This window comes from Aeribacillus sp. FSL M8-0235 (assembly GCF_038000355.1).
Classification (GTDB): Bacteria; Bacillota; Bacilli; order Bacillales; family Aeribacillaceae; genus Aeribacillus; species Aeribacillus composti.
Map to the genome: position 1 here is coordinate 37501 of NZ_JBBOBW010000001.1, position 15485 is coordinate 52985.

Below are 15485 nucleotides of genomic sequence, written 5' to 3' on the forward strand. Positions count from 1 at the left end.
CGCAGGAGGATAGGGCAAGCGCGCGGCTGGATGTGCGCGTCCAAGCAGTTAGGCTGGCAAGCAGGCAAATCCGCTTGCCGGAAGGCTGAGCTGTGATGGCGAGGGAAAGGAAGTACCGAAGTTCCCGATTCCACACTGCCAAGAAAAGCCTCTAGCGAGGTGAGAGGTGCCCGTACCGCAAACCGACACAGGTAGGCGAGGAGAGAATCCTAAGGTGAGCGAGAGAACTCTCGTTAAGGAACTCGGCAAAATGACCCCGTAACTTCGGGAGAAGGGGTGCTCATCAAGGTGATAAGCCATGATGAGCCGCAGTGAAAAGGCCCAGGCGACTGTTTAGCAAAAACACAGGTCTCTGCGAAACCGTAAGGTGAAGTATAGGGGCTGACGCCTGCCCGGTGCTGGAAGGTTAAGGGGAGCGCTTAAGCTGTAGCTGAAGGTGCGAACCGAAGCCCCAGTAAACGGCGGCCGTAACTATAACGGTCCTAAGGTAGCGAAATTCCTTGTCGGGTAAGTTCCGACCCGCACGAAAGGCGTAACGATCTGGGCACTGTCTCAACGAGAGACTCGGTGAAATTATAGTACCTGTGAAGATGCAGGTTACCCGCGACAGGACGGAAAGACCCCGTGGAGCTTTACTGCAGCCTGATATTGAATGTGGGTACAGCTTGTACAGGATAGGTAGGAGCCAGAGACGCGTGAGCGCCAGCTTGCGCTGAGGCGACGGTGGGATACTACCCTGGCTGTACTGACATTCTAACCCGCGCCCCTGATCGGGGCGGGAGACAGTGTCAGGTGGGCAGTTTGACTGGGGCGGTCGCCTCCTAAAAGGTAACGGAGGCGCCCAAAGGTTCCCTCAGAATGGTTGGAAATCATTCGGAGAGTGCAAAGGCAGAAGGGAGCTTGACTGCGAGACCTACAAGTCGAGCAGGGACGAAAGTCGGGCTTAGTGATCCGGTGGTTCCGCATGGAAGGGCCATCGCTCAACGGATAAAAGCTACCCCGGGGATAACAGGCTGATCTCCCCCAAGAGTCCACATCGACGGGGAGGTTTGGCACCTCGATGTCGGCTCATCGCATCCTGGGGCTGTAGTCGGTCCCAAGGGTTGGGCTGTTCGCCCATTAAAGCGGTACGCGAGCTGGGTTCAGAACGTCGTGAGACAGTTCGGTCCCTATCCGTCGCGGGCGCAGGAAATTTGAGAGGAGCTGTCCTTAGTACGAGAGGACCGGGATGGACGCACCGCTGGTGTACCAGTTGTCCCGCCAGGGGCACCGCTGGGTAGCTATGTGCGGAAGGGATAAGCGCTGAAAGCATCTAAGCGTGAAGCCCCCCTCAAGATGAGATTTCCCATCGCTAAACGCGAGTAAGATCCCTTGAAGATGACGAGGTAGATAGGTCCGAGGTGGAAGCGTGGTGACACGTGGAGCTGACGGATACTAATCGATCGAGGACTTAACCAAGTAGGAGCATCTATTCGTGAAGGAACCGTTATCTAGTTTTGAAAGAATGATATTCAAAAAAGTGTTGACAACTGTGATCAAAAAGTTATAATAATAGTTGTCCATCGAACTGAATGGAATAATGAATACAATAATTTGCTTGGTGGCAATGGCGAAGAGGTCACACCCGTTCCCATCCCGAACACGGAAGTTAAGCTCTTCAGCGCCGATGGTAGTGAGGGTTTGTCCCTTGCGAGAGTAGGACGCTGCCAGGCAAAAAGAAAAAGAGCGGCGATCGATGCTGCTCTTTTTTTATATGAAAATAAATAAAAAATTCCAAAAATTGCATAGATTATATTTATTTTGGACATAATGAAGGTGGAGGTGGAGAAGGAATGACTTACAGTCAACAGAGTGAAATAATTGGGGAAACGTGTGTGATCTGTGATAAGCAAAAAGAGAAAGGCATTCATTTATATTCAAGTTTTATTTGCACAGATTGTGAAAAGGACATGGTGCAGACTGATACGAGTGACCGGAAATATCAATATTTTGTTGAACAATTAAAAAAAGCGGCAGCTTCCAAAATTTATTCTTAACTTGGCTATAAACAGATGGTCAAGTTTTTCTTTTTGTTATAATGAAATTATGCAGCAAATAGAAAAGGGCGATGAAAGCAGATGGGAAAAATTCGTACTCCGTTGTATAATGCTTTAATTCAACATTGTCAGTTAAATCCTCTTTCGTTTCATGTACCTGGTCATAAAAACGGGATTCTTTATGATCCAAATCAGTTTCCGCATTTTCGCCAAACGCTTCAGCTGGATTTGACTGAGATTGCTAATTTAGATGATTTATATGCGCCAGAAGGGATCATTAAAGAGGCGCAGCAGCTTGCAGCAGAATTATATGGAGTATCGTCAACATATTTTTTAGTGAATGGTTCAACGGTCGGAAACTTGGCAATGATTCTTGCTAATTGCCAAAAGGGGGATGTCGTATTCGTTCAACGAAATAGTCATAAATCAGTGATGCATGGATTAGAGCTGGCCGGTGCAAAGCCTGTTTTTTTATCTCCCAAGTTCGATGAAGGTTTTCAAGTGCCTTCTTATGTACCAGTTGAAACGGTAAAGAAAGCTTTTCAAAAATATCCTCAAGTAAAAGCGATCATTTTGACAAGCCCTACCTATTACGGTTTAACATATACAAAATTAAATGAACTTATTCAATTTGCTCATTCCCGCCGTGTTCCGGTATTAGTCGATGAAGCTCATGGGGCTCATTTGATCGCAAGTTCTTCGTTTCCGAAATCAGCTGTTTCGGTTGGTGCAGATGTTGTCGTACAATCTGCCCATAAAACATTGCCTGCTATGACAATGGGAGCATTTTTGCATGTAAACAGCAAATTGGTGAATGAGGAAAAAATTAGCCATTATATACATATGCTGCAAACAAGCAGTCCGTCTTATTTGATTATGGCCTCACTTGATTTAGCAAGAGCGTATGTCGAGGATATGTTAACGAAGGAAGAGGAATTGAATCAAACTTTAAATAAATATGTGGAGATCTTTCAACAGCTTGACTATATCGATATAGTGTCTTCGAAGGATCCTTTTGTGGCTGTTGATCCTTTAAAGCTGACAATTCGTTCACAAAATGCCATGTCAGGTTATGATTTAATGGAGCTTTTTGAAAAAGCACGTATTTATCCTGAGCTTGCCGATCCTCTAAATGTTTTGTTTGTGCTTCCGTTTGCTAAAGAGTTTCAAGATACTGGACACTTTTCGAAAGTCAATGACATATTAAAAAATACCCAAACAAGCAAGATGGAATGGGGTCTTCAGAAGGAAGTACAAATAGACGAAATCAGCCAGCTATCTATTTCTTACGAGGCAATGGAAAACAGTACAAAAACATTTGTATCATTAGAAGAAGCGATAGGAGAGATCTCTGCTGAAATGATTATTCCTTATCCGCCGGGAATACCGCTTTTGATGAGAGGAGAAAAAATTACAAAAAATCAAATTGAAGCGTTGAAAAGGTTAATGGAGCTGCGTGCTAATTTTCAAGGAGGAAAGAAATTAGCAGAAGGCCTTATTTCTATTTTCAGGAAAAGGTGATCTTAATGAAAGGAATTTTTATTACGTTTGAAGGACCTGAAGGAGCGGGGAAAACGACAATTATTAAAAAGCTTGAAAAAAAGTTAGAAAAAGAAGGAAAAGACGTTGTCGTGACGCGCGAGCCAGGCGGTATTGTCATCAGCGAGAAAATTCGGGAAATTATTCTTCATAAAGAACATACAGAGATGGATGCAAGGACCGAGGCGCTTCTTTATGCTGCCGCGAGAAGACAGCATTTAGTCGAAAAAGTAATTCCCGCTCTTCATAAAGGAAAAATTGTACTTTGCGATCGATTCGTTGACAGTTCTTTAGCCTATCAAGGGTATGCAAGAGGTCTCGGGATTCAAGAGGTGCTTGAAATAAATCAATTTGCAATAACCGGCATGATGCCCAATCTTACGCTGTTTTTTGATATTTTGCCGGAAAAAGGATTAGCAAGAATAACTAGCAATCAAAATCGAGAAATCAATCGACTTGACTTGGAAAAATTGGATTTCCATCAAAAGGTTTATGAAGGATACAAGAAAATCATTGAAATGTTTCCGAATAGAATAAAAGTGATCAATGCAGATCAGCCTTTAGAAAAAGTTTTTTTTGAAGCGGAGAGTGCATTGGACTTATTTTGGAAGGAAACATTGTAGTCATATCGTTCTCAAGCTTGATATAATGAAGAAAAATTGATATTCGCTGCAAAATGTCCTGGCAAGATGTCCTGCTTTTCCGTTTTTATTAATAAGGAGGCTTTTCCGTATGAAATTGATTATGGCTGTTGTCCAGGATCAAGATAGCAACCGCTTATTAAAAGCCCTGACGGAACATAACTTTCGTGTGACAAAGCTTGCAAGCACCGGGGGATTTTTAAAGTCCGGCAACACTACTTTTATTATTGGAACAGAAGACATTCGTGTGCAAAAAGCGCTCGATATCATTAAAACGAACTGCCAATCTCGCCAACAGCTTGTTGCTCCAGTTTCACCGATAGGCGGGAATACCGACTCTTACGTTCCCTATCCGCTTGAAATTGAGGTTGGCGGTGCAACTGTTTTTGTCCTTCCAGTTGAACAATTTCATCAATTTTAAAGGTGAGAGCAAATGAAAGTTAATGAAGATTTAAGAACAATACTGCCTAAACAAACAATTGAACAGAACGGAACACAAAACAGATCTAAAATATTTTCTCAAATGGTTGAAAAGCATGAATCCAAGCTCCATGAAGAACAATGGAAACAGCTTTTAAATGAACTGGAGGAAGCCGGAGAACGTCTAAGTAAATCGAGAAATATGCATGATTTGTCTAAGTTTAAAAGATTAGTAAAGCGGCTTATTCGTGAAACGATTGAATTCGGAATGGGTGTCAAAGAATCAAAGAGCTGGGATTTTTATGGGAACAGACGGAATTTAAAAATCGTTTCCCAAATTGACCAAAAGCTGGTGGAATTGACCGAAGAAATTTTAAATAAAGAAAAAGATGCCGTAAACATTTTAGGGAAAATAGGGGAAATAAAAGGGCTGATCGTGAATTTATATACGTAAGTGAGTGGTACAATAAATGAAAACATGGGAAGAACTCGAAAAACTTCAGCCAAAAGTATTGAAAATAATACAAAATTCTTTTAAGAAAAATAGATTGGCCCACGCCTATTTATTTCAAGGGAAAAAGGGCACAGGAAAAAAGGATGCTGCTTTTTTAACTGCAAAAAGTTATTTTTGCGAGCATTTGGAGAAAAATTATAAACCGTGCGGACAATGTTCAAACTGCAAGAGAGTTGAGAGCGGAAATCATCCTGATCTTCACTTTATAGAGCCTGATGGCTTATCAATCAAAAAAGAACAAATAGAAGCATTGCAGAAGGAATTTGCAAAAACGGGCGTTGAATCGAACCGGAAGCTTTATATCATATCTGGATGCGACCAGATGACTGTCAATGCGGCCAACAGTTTATTGAAATTTTTGGAGGAACCGACGGAAGGAACAATGGCAATATTAATAACAAATCAAGTTCATCGAGTGTTGCCGACAATTCTTTCTAGATGCCAAATATTAACCTTCCAACCCATTCCCCCAAAAATGATTCAGCAGGAACTTGAGAAAAAAGGAACTCCAAGTCATATAGCTGCCCTCGTCAGTCAAGTTACCAATAATATTGAAGAAGCATTTTCACTTAGCCGTGACGATTGGTTTGCGGAAGCAAGAACCAAAGTGATAAAATTATATGAAGTATTGGACTCCCGTCCCGACCATGCATTGCTTTTTATTCATAATCATTGGGTGCCTTTTTTTGCAGATAAAGAGCAAATGGAAATGGGACTGGATTTTCTCCTATTTTTATATAAAGATTTATTATCAATTCAAATCGGAAATGAAGATGACGTTGTTTATTTAGATATATTGCCAATGTTAAAACAGCAAGGGCTAAAGCTTGGCCAACGAACTGTTTTACACCAAATCGTCTCCATTTTGAATGCAAAAAAACGGTTAAATTTCAATGTTAATCCGCAGCTTCTTATGGAAGATTTGGTTTTAACATTGCAGGAGGGATAAGCTTGTATGATGTTGTAGGAGTTCGCTTTAAAAAGGCGGGAAAAATTTATTATTTTGATCCAAATGGTTTTGATATACAGCTTGATGATTATGTCATTGTTGAAACAATCAGAGGGATTGAATATGGAAAAGTAGTAGTCAGCAAAAAACAAGTGGAAGAGCATGATATTGTGCTTCCATTAAAGAAAGTCATTCGGAAAGCTGATGAAAAGGATCGGATGATTGTCCAAGAAAACAACAGGGCAGCAAAAGAAGCGATGGATATTTGTTTAAAAAAAGTAGAAGAACACGGTTTAGAGATGAAGCTTGTCGATGTAGAGTATACATTTGACCGCAACAAAGTCATTTTTTACTTTACTGCTGACGGGCGTATTGATTTTCGCGAGCTTGTAAAAGATTTGGCCTCTATTTTTAAAACGAGAATTGAACTTCGACAAATCGGGGTGCGAGACGAAGCGAAAATGCTTGGCGGAATCGGCCCCTGTGGAAGAATGCTATGCTGCTCCACATTTTTAGGGGATTTTGAGCCTGTTTCGATTAAGATGGCGAAAGATCAAAATTTGTCTTTGAATCCTACAAAGATTTCGGGGTTATGCGGAAGATTAATGTGCTGTTTAAAATATGAGAATGATGAATATGAAACAGCAAAAGAGCAACTTCCGGATATTGGAGATACTATAGAAACTCCGAATGGAACAGGAAAGGTTGTCGGACTAAATATTTTAGAACGTGTGCTGCAAGTCGAACTGATCAATCGCGATCGCGTCGTTGAATACACATGGGAAGAATTAATACAAGACGATGCTGTTTCTATGGAGTTCACAGATTAGAGGTGGAAAACCAGTGAACAAAAAAGAAATTTTTGATGCTGTGACATTGCTGGAGGAACAAATTGGTTATTTGTACCGCCAATTAGGAGAATTAAAGCAGCATATAGGAGAATTAATTGAAGAAAACCAACATTTAAAATTGGAAAACGACCACTTGCGCAAACGAATGTCTTCTTTTGATCAAATGAATTTGAAACAAGAAGAATTGAAAAGCGCTAAGAAGAAGGAAAAAAAGCTTGGACATATAGATATTGGCGAAGGGTATGATAACCTGGCAAGACTTTATCAGGAAGGATTTCATATTTGTAATCTGCATTATGGCAGTGTAAGGAAAGATGGAGATTGCCTGTTCTGCCTCTCATTTTTAAATAAAAAGTAAGTGCAGCTTCCTTTTCAGGAGGCTTTTCTTATGACTAGGACGAGTAAGTAATCTCAAGAAAGGGAAATTTACATGGTATATTTGCACGATGATGAAAGGCTGGATTATTTGTTAGCGGAAGATTTGCGCATCATTCAAAGTCCTTCAGTTTTTGCATTTTCTCTCGATGCAGTTCTTCTCGCAAAATTTGTGTATGTCCCGATCCAAAAAGGGAATTTGATTGACCTTTGTACAGGAAACGGGGTGATTCCACTTTTATTAAACACAAGAACAAAAGGAACGATCACAGGAGTGGAAATACAAAAGCGGCTGTTTGATATGGCTGTCAGATCTGTCCAATATAATCACCTTGAACATCAAATAAAGATCATTCACGGCGACATTTTGGACATGCCGAAACAGCTTGGGTATGGGAAGTTCGATGTTGTAACATGCAATCCCCCTTATTTCAAAACGCCGGGACAAGAAGAGTTAAATAAAAACGAATATTTTGCGATTGCAAGGCATGAAATATTATGCACTCTTGAAGATGCTATACGTGTAAGCAGCCAATTGGTAAGGCCGGGGGGAAAAGTTGCCTTTGTCCATCGTCCAGGACGATTTTTAGAAATGATCGAACTCATGAAAAAATATCGAGTGGAACCGAAAAGAATTCGCTTTGTATATCCAAAGCTTGGAAAGGAAGCAAATACTTTATTAGTAGAAGGAATAAAAGATGGGAATCCTGATTTAAAAATTCTACCCCCATTGATCGTTTACGATGATCAAAACAATTATACGGATGAAGTTCAAAAAATATTGTACGGGTAAATAAAATGTGACTAAAGCGGAATGTATACATTATGGTGGTGAATAGGGATGTGGCAGCAAAAAAGCTATGCGGAAGATGTAGAGAAGGGCGCACTATATTTAGTGCCGACGCCGATCGGAAATTTAGAAGATATGACGTTCCGTTCAATCCGTGTGTTAAAAGAGTGTGACGTTATTGCAGCGGAGGACACGAGACAAACGAAAAAATTATGTCATTATTATCATATTGATACAAACATCATCAGCTATCATGAACATAATAAAAATTCGAGTGGAAGACAGATCATGAAAATGATTGAAGAGGGGAAAAAAGTTGCACTTGTCAGCGATGCCGGCATGCCAACCATTTCTGATCCAGGAAGTGAGCTTGTTCAGCTAGTTTTAGACCATCATTATCCGGTTATACCGCTTCCGGGGGCTAATGCTGCATTAACGGCATTGATCGCTTCAGGAATTGCGCCTCAGCCTTTTTATTTTTTTGGATTTTTACATCACAAGAAAAAAGAAAAGAAAAAACAATTGGAGCAATTAAAAAATAAGAAAGAAACCATTATCCTTTATGAATCTCCTCATCGACTCGTTGAAACGTTAAAGGATATTCATGAATTTTTTGGCAATAGGAAAATAGCTGTTGCTCGAGAGTTAACAAAAATGTATGAGGAGTTTGTGAGGGGGACAGTTGATGAACTATTAGATTGGGCGGAAAATCATGAAATCAAAGGGGAGTTTTGTTTAATCATTGAAGGCAGTCAAGAAAATACTCCCGATGATAACAAAGAAACATGGTGGAGTAAATGGACGATTAAAGAACATGTTGAACATTATATAGAAAAAGGCTATCCATCAAAAGAAGCGATCAAATTGGCCGCATTGGATCGAAATTTGCCAAAACGGGAAGTGTATCAGGAGTATCATTTGAAATAAAAGTCCCTGAATAGTAGGGACTTTTAACTTTTTATTTAGAAGATTCCAAAATGGTTTGGATTTCTTTTAAAATTTGCTCTGCACCTTCGCGGCTAAGAACAATTTTTCCGCCTGCAAGCTGGAAGTTATCATCAGAAACTTCTCCAGTTACTTGACAAGTCATGCTAGGTTTATATTTTTTCAAAATGATGCGGTCGTCATCCACATAAATTTCTAAAGCATCTTTTTCAGCAATTCCTAATGTTCTGCGCAATTCAATCGGAATAACTACGCGTCCCAACTCATCAACTTTACGAACAATTCCAGTAGATTTCATAAAATTTGTCTCCTCCCATTTGTAAAATAAAGATTTATCGCCTATATACTCCCTTTTTCGCCATTATTCGACATTTGCGATTGTCAATTAATAGAATAACAGTTTTTCCAATAAACGTCAATCCTTTTGATTCGAAATACTGTTCAATTTAAATAACTGTGTAAATCTTATAAGATGATGAAAGATTATGTATATTTTCTTGATAAAACAGGCTATGATGGTATCATAGAATATGTAATCAATGCTTGGTTTTGTCGCTCTCGTCCAACTGACGAGAGCTTTTCTGTAATGTAGTGGCAAAGGAGGATTAATATTGTGGAAAACAGAAAAAAAACATTTTATTTAACGACGCCCATTTACTATCCGAGCGATAAATTACATATCGGTCATGCGTATACAACGGTAGCCGGCGATGCCATGTCGAGATATAAACGCCTTCGCGGTTATGATGTCATGTATTTAACGGGAACTGACGAGCATGGGCAAAAAATCCAGCGAAAAGCGGAGGAAAAAGGAGTATCTCCTAAAAAGTATGTTGATGATATTGTTTCAGGGATTAAAGAATTATGGAAAAAATTAGATATTTCCTATGATGATTTTATAAGAACGACTGAAGAGCGACATAAGAAGGTAGTAGAAAAAATTTTCGACCGTCTAGTAAAGCAGGGAGATATTTATTTAGATGAGTATGAAGGATGGTACTGTACGCCTTGTGAATCGTTTTTTACAGAAAGACAGCTAGTGGACGGAAATTGCCCTGATTGCGGCCGCCCTGTTGAGAAGGTAAAAGAAGAGTCTTATTTCTTTAAAATGAGCAAATATGTCGACAGGCTTCTGCAATTTTATGAAGAAAATCCAGAGTTTATTCAGCCGGAATCAAGAAAAAACGAAATGATCAATAACTTTATAAAGCCTGGGCTGGAAGATTTGGCGGTATCCCGGACGACTTTTGACTGGGGCATTAAAGTTCCTGGTAATCCAAAACATGTTATTTATGTTTGGATTGACGCATTGACAAACTATATTACGGCGCTCGGCTACGGAACCGAGAATGAAGAAAAATTTAAAAAATATTGGCCTGCAGATGTTCATTTAGTAGGGAAAGAGATTGTCCGCTTTCACACGATATACTGGCCGATTATGCTCATGGCGCTTGATCTGCCTCTTCCTAAAAAAGTGTTTGGACATGGATGGCTGTTAATGAAGGACGGAAAAATGTCTAAATCAAAAGGAAATGTTGTGGATCCAGTTACATTGATTGACCGTTATGGGCTTGATGCTTTGCGCTATTATTTGCTGCGTGAAGTTCCGTTTGGAGCGGACGGAGTATTTACTCCTGAAGGCTTTGTGGAGCGCATTAACTATGATTTAGCTAATGACTTAGGAAACTTACTAAACCGAACGGTGGCCATGATCGATAAATATTTTGACGGCATTGTAAAAAAAGAACAAGCGGATGAAACCCCTTACGATGAGGCTCTTCGCTCATTCAGAACCGAAACAGTTAAAAAGTACGAAGAAGCCATGGATAAAATGGAGTTTTCCGTTGCGCTGACAGCCCTATGGCAATTTATTGGCCGGACAAATAAATACATTGATGAGACGGAGCCTTGGGTACTGGCAAAAGACGAGTCAAAAAGAAATCAGCTTGCATCCGTCATGTATCATTTGGCTGAGTCGCTTCGACATATAGCCGTTTTATTAAAACCATTTTTAACAAAAACACCGGATAAAATTTTTGCGCAAATAGGTGTAGAGGACGATCATTTGAAAAATTGGGAATCCATTCATAAGTTTGGACAGCTGGAAGAGGTTCGGGTGCAAAAAAGAGAGCCGCTGTTTCCGCGTTTAGATATCGAACAGGAAGTGAACTATATAAAAGAGCAGATGAAAGGATCGGCACCTGAGGCTAAAAAAGAAACAGCAGATGATGAGAATGAAATTACAATTGATGATTTTATGAAAGTGGATTTACGCGTGGCGGAGGTTATTCAAGCGGAGAGAGTAGAAAAAGCAGACAAGCTGTTAAAACTTCAGTTGGATTTAGGATCTGAAAAACGCCAAGTTGTTTCTGGAATTGCTAAATATTATCAGCCTGAACAATTAATCGGCAAAAAAGTTATTTGTGCAATAAATTTAAAACCGGTAAAATTGCGTGGAGAATTGTCGCAAGGAATGATTTTGGCAGGGGAAGAAAACGGAACCTTGTCGCTTGCTACCGTCGATTCAGATTTACCGAATGGAACGAAAATCAAATAAATTTGTCGAAGAATGTTTTTTTGGGGTGTTTCACGTGGAACACCTCTTTCCCTTTTATCGAAAAAGGGAAAAAATGATTGGAAAGGATGTCAAAATATGCTGTTTGATACTCATGCACATTTAAATGCGGTGCAATTTGAGGAGGATTTAAACGAAGTAATTGACCGGGCACTTCAAGAAAAAGTGGAAACTATCGTTGTTGTCGGCTTTGACCGCGAAACAATTCCAAAGGCTATAGAGCTTTCTGAAAGGTATGACTTTATATATGCAGCTGTCGGCTGGCATCCGGTTGATGCCATTGATATGACGGATCACGATTTAGATTGGTTAAGAGAGCTTTCCAGCCATCCGAAAGTTGTCGCACTAGGTGAAATGGGCCTGGATTATCATTGGGATAAATCACCTAAGGATGTGCAAAAAGAAGTGTTTCGCAAGCAAATTGCATTAGCAAAGGAAGTACAGCTGCCGATCATTATTCATAACAGAGAAGCAACTGCAGACATTGTTCAAATATTAAAAGAGGAAAATGCGAAGGAAGTAGGCGGAGTCATGCATTGCTTTTCCGGAAGCTTAGAGGTTGCCAAGCAATGTATGGACATGAATTTCTATATTTCGTTCGGCGGTCCTGTTACATTTAAAAATGCAAAAAAACCAAAAGAAGTAGCTGCGGAAATTCCATTGGACCGATTATTAATTGAAACCGATTGTCCTTATTTAACCCCTCATCCATTCCGTGGCAAACGGAATGAACCAAGCTATGTCAAATATATCGCAGAAAAAATTGCAGAGCTGAAAGGACTCACCTTTGAAGAAATAGCAAAAATTACAACCAGAAATGGAAAAAAATTATTCGGCATTTCATGATAAAGATTTCTGTCGAAGCTTGTTCAAGCTTGTCTGAAAAAAGAATGATTCAAAAAAGTTCTACACGTCTTCTTTTCCTCATAGGATAAACGTGTCGAGAAGTCTTTCTTCACTTTTTGTTCAAACTTCAAGATAATAGTTACAAAAAACGAGAAAAGTGCAGGAGGGTTGACAGGTTTAAAAATACTCTATATAATCTCACGGAGGAGAAGGAGGCGTTTTCGTGATTGAAAACATGAAAAATATGGTATCCAACCTTTCCAAGAGAAAAAAGTATGTCCTTTCTGCAGTCGGTGTATGTTTAATTGGCACAGGAGCAACGTATGGGGGATATGAAGGAACAAAAGATACTGTTAGAGTCACTATTGATGGGAAAACAGAGGAAGTAAGGACCCATGCAGACCAAGTCAGTGATCTTTTGAAAGAATTAGATATAAAATTACAAGCTAATGATTATATTTCTCATGCGAAACATCGGGACATTCAAGACAACATGAATATAGTGATAAAATATGCCAAACCTGTCCAGCTGATTGTAGACAATGAGCGAAGGAAGATTTTCACAACTGCTGATACGGTAGAAGATGTTTTAAGGCAGCAAAAAATTTCCATTACCGAAAAAGATGAAGTTCTACCAGCATTAGATGCAAAAATTGAAAAAAACATGGAACTAAAGGTGAATAAAGCGCATCTTATCACTTTAAATATTGGTGGGAAAAACCAACAGATTTGGTCTACTTCGACTACTGTCGCTGACTTTTTAAAGGAACATAACGTAAAATTGAACCCAATGGATAAAGTAAAGCCTGGGCTAACAACAGTGTTAAATAAAAACACAAATGTAGAAATTACCAGAGTAGAAAAAGTCACCGATGTAGTGGAAGAACCAATTGTATTTAAAATCGTTCAACGTACAGATAAAAATTTAGCTGAAGGAACGAAAAAAGTGATTCAAGAAGGCGAAAAAGGAACACGCCAAAAACAGTTTGAAGTCATTTTGGAAAATGGAAAAGAAATTTCCCGTAAGCTTATAAAAACTGTAACAACGAAGGAAAGCAAAGATAAAATTGTTGTTGTCGGGACAAAAGCTTCTTCGCAGCCTGCACTAGCTTCAAGAGGAACTGGCAGCAAGTCTAAAGAATTTTATGTGACGGCTACTGCATATACAGCATCCTGCAATGGCTGTTCAGGCACAACAGCAACGGGGTACAATTTGCGCTCAAATCCAAATGCAAAGGTAATCGCAGTTGATCCGTCTGTCATTCCGCTCGGATCAAAGGTGTATGTTGAAGGATACGGATATGCAGTTGCCGCCGATACTGGTTCAGCAATTTCCGGAAATAAAATTGACGTATTTTTCCCAAATAAGTCTCAAGCATATCAATGGGGTCGAAAAAAGGTCAAAATAAGGGTTTTACGTTAACTTTATCGAGTGCTGTTTTGACAGAGGGTTTCGACCCTCTGTTTTTTTACGTTATAATTGAAAATCAGTAGCCTTTTATACAATTTGACGACAAATATTACAAAAAGGTTTCAAGTTTTGGAGGAAAAAATGAAAAAAAAAATAAAAGAAATTATTATCGTTGAAGGTAAAGATGATACGCTGGCAATAAAAAGAGCAGTGGACGCCGATACGATTGAAACGAACGGCTCTGCCATTAATCAATCGATTATTGAACAAATACGCCTTGCCCAAAACACGCGGGGAGTTATTATTTTTACGGATCCTGACGCTCCGGGAGAAAAAATTCGCAAAACAATAGCTGAACATGTTCCTGGATGCAAACATGCCTTTTTGCCACGCAATGAAGCCAGAGCAAAAAACGGGAGAGGAATTGGCGTTGAACATGCCAGCGCAGAATCTATTCGGAAAGCGCTGCGTTCGGTGAGAGAGGAAATGAACGAATGGAAAAGCAGCATTTCCATGTTAGATTTGATTTTTTATGGTTTAATTGGCGGTCCAACGGCAAAAAAGCGGAGGGAAAAGCTTGGAGAGCGGCTAAAAATCGGCTATGCTAACGGAAAACAGCTAATGAAACGCTTGGCAATGTTTCATATTACGAAAGAAGCGTTTTTGGAGGCAATTGAGGCGATCTTAAAGGAGGAAGAGGCATATGGAAAAAGAAATAGCAACGTTAAGCCGAACGAAACAAATTCTTGAAAAATACAGCTTTTCTTTTAAAAAAAGCCTAGGGCAAAACTTTATTGTGGAACCGAACATATTGCATCGAATGATTGAGCGTGCAGGTGTAACAGAAGAAACAGGAGTCATCGAAATAGGCCCAGGGATCGGCGCATTAACAGAACAATTAGCAAAAAATGCTAAGAAAGTTGTTGCCTTTGAAGTCGATGGCAGACTGCTTCCGATTCTTGAAGAAAATTTAGCTCCATATTCAAATATCGAAATCATTTATCAAGATGTATTAAAGACAAATCTCCACGAAATCATTGAAAAAAAATTGAACAATTGCCGTGAAGTCATGGTAGTCGCCAATTTGCCATACTATATCACCACGCCGATCATTATGAAGCTTTTGGAAAACCGTTTGCCACTAAAAGCGATCGTCGTCATGCTTCAAAAAGAGGTGGCAGAACGAATGACAGCCAAACCGTCAACAAAAGATTACGGCTCATTATCCATTGCCGTCCAATATTACACTGAAGCGAAAACGGTTATGTCGGTGCCGAAGACAGTATTCATCCCTCAGCCAAACGTGGATTCGTCTGTCATTCGCCTCGATTTGCGTCCAGAACCGCTTATTCATGTCAAAAATGAAGCATTTTTCTTTCAAGTAGTAAAAGCAAGTTTTGCTCAAAGAAGAAAAACGTTATTGAACAATTTACTCAACAACTTACCCAATGGGAAGGCGAATAAAAACATAATTGAAGAATGTTTGACATCAGCAGGAATCGATGGAAAGCGCAGGGGGGAATCATTGACCATTGAAGAATTTGCTTTATTGAGCGACAAACTTTACGAAATATTTAAATAGGGTAAATCACC

At 39.7% G+C, this 15485-nt stretch carries 16 protein-coding genes and 2 rRNA genes (1 of these 18 running past the window's edge); 17 read left to right on the forward strand and 1 reads right to left on the reverse strand.

Annotated features, from left to right (window positions below; all coding sequences use genetic code 11):
- The 12 genes from NSQ71_RS00165 to rsmI all read left to right on the forward strand — a co-directional run.
- A 23S ribosomal RNA gene (locus NSQ71_RS00165) occupies positions 1-1458 on the forward strand (it extends 1475 nt beyond the left edge of the window).
- Between the two features lie 138 nt (positions 1459-1596).
- Positions 1597-1712: ribosomal RNA gene (gene rrf, locus NSQ71_RS00170) — 5S ribosomal RNA — on the forward strand.
- 120 nt (positions 1713-1832) lie between these two features.
- Entirely contained in the window at positions 1833-2036 is a 204-nt protein-coding gene (locus NSQ71_RS00175; protein ID WP_063387602.1) for a sigma factor G inhibitor Gin, read from the forward strand.
- Between the two features lie 81 nt (positions 2037-2117).
- A complete protein-coding gene (locus NSQ71_RS00180) occupies positions 2118-3557 on the forward strand; it encodes an aminotransferase class I/II-fold pyridoxal phosphate-dependent enzyme (protein WP_339210742.1) in 1440 nt (479 codons plus the stop codon).
- 5 nt (positions 3558-3562) lie between these two features.
- Positions 3563-4198, forward strand: coding sequence for a dTMP kinase (gene tmk / locus NSQ71_RS00185; protein ID WP_063387600.1), 636 nt, complete (start codon positions 3563-3565; stop codon positions 4196-4198).
- A gap of 109 nt (positions 4199-4307) precedes the next feature.
- Positions 4308-4637 carry a cyclic-di-AMP receptor gene (locus NSQ71_RS00190; protein ID WP_063387599.1) on the forward strand — a complete coding sequence of 110 codons (330 nt, stop codon included), beginning with the start codon at positions 4308-4310 and terminating at the stop codon, positions 4635-4637.
- A 12-nt stretch (positions 4638-4649) separates the two neighbouring features.
- Positions 4650-5090, forward strand: a complete 441-nt coding sequence (locus NSQ71_RS00195) for a YaaR family protein (protein WP_063387598.1) — start codon at positions 4650-4652, stop codon at positions 5088-5090.
- 16 nt (positions 5091-5106) lie between these two features.
- Positions 5107-6099, forward strand: a complete 993-nt coding sequence (gene holB / locus NSQ71_RS00200; protein ID WP_063387597.1) for a DNA polymerase III subunit delta' — start codon at positions 5107-5109, stop codon at positions 6097-6099.
- A gap of 2 nt (positions 6100-6101) precedes the next feature.
- A complete protein-coding gene (locus NSQ71_RS00205; protein ID WP_063387596.1) occupies positions 6102-6929 on the forward strand; it encodes a PSP1 domain-containing protein in 828 nt (275 codons plus the stop codon).
- Between the two features lie 13 nt (positions 6930-6942).
- Entirely contained in the window at positions 6943-7308 is a 366-nt protein-coding gene (yabA, locus tag NSQ71_RS00210) for a DNA replication initiation control protein YabA (RefSeq protein ID WP_063387595.1), read from the forward strand.
- A 72-nt stretch (positions 7309-7380) separates the two neighbouring features.
- On the forward strand, positions 7381-8118 hold the full coding sequence (locus NSQ71_RS00215) for a tRNA1(Val) (adenine(37)-N6)-methyltransferase (protein WP_340732242.1): 738 nt from the start codon (positions 7381-7383) through the stop codon (positions 8116-8118).
- Positions 8119-8166: 48 nt separating this feature from the next.
- Positions 8167-9042 carry a 16S rRNA (cytidine(1402)-2'-O)-methyltransferase gene (rsmI, locus tag NSQ71_RS00220; RefSeq protein ID WP_066247202.1) on the forward strand — a complete coding sequence of 292 codons (876 nt, stop codon included), beginning with the start codon at positions 8167-8169 and terminating at the stop codon, positions 9040-9042.
- Between the two features lie 31 nt (positions 9043-9073).
- Here the strand turns inward: rsmI and NSQ71_RS00225 are convergent, their stop codons facing one another.
- The gene (locus tag NSQ71_RS00225) at positions 9074-9358 is read right to left on the reverse strand and encodes an AbrB/MazE/SpoVT family DNA-binding domain-containing protein (RefSeq protein WP_063387592.1); all 285 of its coding nucleotides are present in this window, start codon (positions 9356-9358) and stop codon (positions 9074-9076) included.
- Between the two features lie 315 nt (positions 9359-9673).
- On the opposite strand from NSQ71_RS00225, the gene metG reads away from it, so the two are divergent.
- The 5 genes from metG to rsmA all read left to right on the forward strand — a co-directional run bounded on the left by metG (position 9674) and on the right by rsmA (position 15474).
- Positions 9674-11617, forward strand: coding sequence for a methionine--tRNA ligase (gene metG, locus NSQ71_RS00230; protein ID WP_339198203.1), 1944 nt, complete (start codon positions 9674-9676; stop codon positions 11615-11617).
- A gap of 96 nt (positions 11618-11713) precedes the next feature.
- Positions 11714-12481, forward strand: a complete 768-nt coding sequence (locus tag NSQ71_RS00235; protein WP_063387590.1) for a TatD family hydrolase — start codon at positions 11714-11716, stop codon at positions 12479-12481.
- 235 nt (positions 12482-12716) lie between these two features.
- Positions 12717-13904 carry a G5 and 3D domain-containing protein gene (locus NSQ71_RS00240; protein ID WP_066247264.1) on the forward strand — a complete coding sequence of 396 codons (1188 nt, stop codon included), beginning with the start codon at positions 12717-12719 and terminating at the stop codon, positions 13902-13904.
- A gap of 129 nt (positions 13905-14033) precedes the next feature.
- Complete coding sequence (rnmV, locus tag NSQ71_RS00245) at positions 14034-14642, forward strand: ribonuclease M5 (RefSeq protein ID WP_340732250.1); 609 nt, start codon at positions 14034-14036, stop codon at positions 14640-14642.
- On the forward strand, positions 14596-15474 hold the full coding sequence (gene rsmA, locus NSQ71_RS00250; protein ID WP_094244834.1) for a 16S rRNA (adenine(1518)-N(6)/adenine(1519)-N(6))-dimethyltransferase RsmA: 879 nt from the start codon (positions 14596-14598) through the stop codon (positions 15472-15474). The genes rnmV and rsmA overlap by 47 nt, the downstream gene beginning before the upstream one ends.
- Positions 15475-15485 lie beyond the last annotated feature (11 nt).